The sequence below is a fragment of the Aphanizomenon sp. UHCC 0183 genome, assembly GCF_009712065.1.
Taxonomy (GTDB): Bacteria; Cyanobacteriota; Cyanobacteriia; order Cyanobacteriales; family Nostocaceae; genus Dolichospermum; species Dolichospermum heterosporum.
The window spans coordinates 34,710-36,490 of record NZ_VILC01000006.1; the positions used below are offsets into that span (position 1 = coordinate 34,710).

Here is a 1,781-nt window from a genome sequence, read left to right on the forward strand (position 1 = left end):
CACCCTACTCAATAAGTTATGTGCATATTTTATCTCTTGTAGGGTCCCATACAAACGCAAAAATAGAGTATTAGGGGGTTGACAAATGATTTTGGATTTGTTATCATGAAACCGATAAGGAAGAACTATCTTCCAAAAATCTGTTCAATTCCCCCAAACCGCTGACAATGAAGTAGGCGGTTGTGTTTTGTGCAAAAAAAACAGATAGTTTTCATCAATCTGATTTTTCCAAAAAATCACCCACTTGATCACAAAACTGTTAAAATTCGTAGATTGAAGTCCATATATTATTGATTCTGAAACCACCATATCATGAGCATTAACGAAGTATTTATGCCGGCGCTGAGTTCCACCATGACCGAAGGCAAAATTGTCTCCTGGGTCAAATCGCCGGGAGATAAAGTAGAGAAAGGCGAAACGGTGGTGGTTGTCGAATCAGATAAAGCTGATATGGATGTAGAAACCTTCTATGAAGGATATCTCGCCCATATTATTGTTCCTGCCGGTGAAACCGCACCAGTCGGCGCAGCGATCGCTTATATCGCCGAAACAGAAGCAGAAATAGCCACAGCCAAGTCCCTAGCCAACGCAGATAACGCTGCTGCCCCCTCGACACCTGCCCCCATACCAGTTGCAGTTGCCGCAGTTGCCTCCCCTGTTACCGCATCTCAAAATGGTTCTAACCATGAACCGGGCAGAGTCGTAGTTTCACCCCGCGCCCGTAAACTAGCCAAAGAACTCAAAGTAGATTTAAATACCCTCACAGGTAGCGGTCCCTACGGTCGCATTGTCGCTGAGGATGTAGAAGTTGCAGTTGGTAAAGTTCAGCCAATTGCTACCCCTGTTGTCACTGCCGCCCCAGTACCAGTACCAGTACCAGTAACCGCCCCAGCACCTGTGCCTGTAGCCGCACCAACAGCAGCACCAATAGCAGCACCAATAGCAGCACCAGTAGTTAGTAGTGCTGTTCCCGGTCAAGTAGTACCATTCACTACCTTACAAAATGCCGTAGTTCGGGGTATGGTAGCCAGTCTATCCGTACCTGTGTTCCGTGTCAGTTACACAATTAGCACCGATGGACTTGATAAACTTTACAAACAAATTAAGTCTAAAGGCGTAACAATGACCGCGCTACTAGCCAAAGCTGTAGCCGTGACATTGCAAAAACACCCCATCCTCAATGCCAGCTACTCAGACCAAGGAATTGTCAATCATCCTAATATTAACGTTTCCGTCGCCGTAGCCATGGATGATGGTGGTTTAATCACACCCGTTTTACAAAATGCAGATGCAGTTGATATCTACTCTTTATCTCGCAACTGGAAATCCTTAGTAGAACGCGCTAGAGCTAAACAACTACAACCAGTAGAATACAACAGCGGTACTTTCACCCTCTCCAACTTAGGAATGTTTGGTGTAGATACCTTTGATGCCATTTTACCGCCCGGACAAGGTTCTATTTTAGCCATTGGTGCATCACGTCCCCAAGTAGTTGCTACACCTGATGGATTATTTGGTGTCCGTCAACAAATGCAAGTTACAATCACCTGTGATCATCGCATTATTTACGGCGCTGATGCTGCCGGCTTCTTGCAAGACTTAGCGAAGTTGATTGAAACCAATCCTCAGTTTTTGACAATGTAAGAGACTATACTCAAAACGTTTAGGACATGGACTTTTGTAAAATCACGAAAAACCTAGATTTGTAGGGGTAAAGCAAAAGCTTATTGGTGTCAACTTAATGTAAAACATCTATCCCGCAAAGAACTCAATTCGTCTCG

Annotated in this window: 1 protein-coding gene; it reads left to right on the top strand. The window is 44.6% G+C overall.

What is annotated here, in order from left to right:
* The first annotated feature begins 312 nt into the window (after window positions 1-312).
* Window positions 313-1,644: a dihydrolipoamide acetyltransferase family protein gene (locus FJR37_RS03060; RefSeq protein WP_168465274.1), complete on the top strand. Its 1,332-nt coding sequence runs from the start codon at window positions 313-315 to the stop codon at window positions 1,642-1,644.
* Window positions 1,645-1,781 lie beyond the last annotated feature (137 nt).

What these genes read in the sequence shown, in the direction of transcription:
- FJR37_RS03060 (WP_168465274.1), top strand. Translation starts at nt 313, where the DNA reads ATGAGCATTAACGAAGTATTTATGCCGGCGCTGAGTTCCACCATGACC.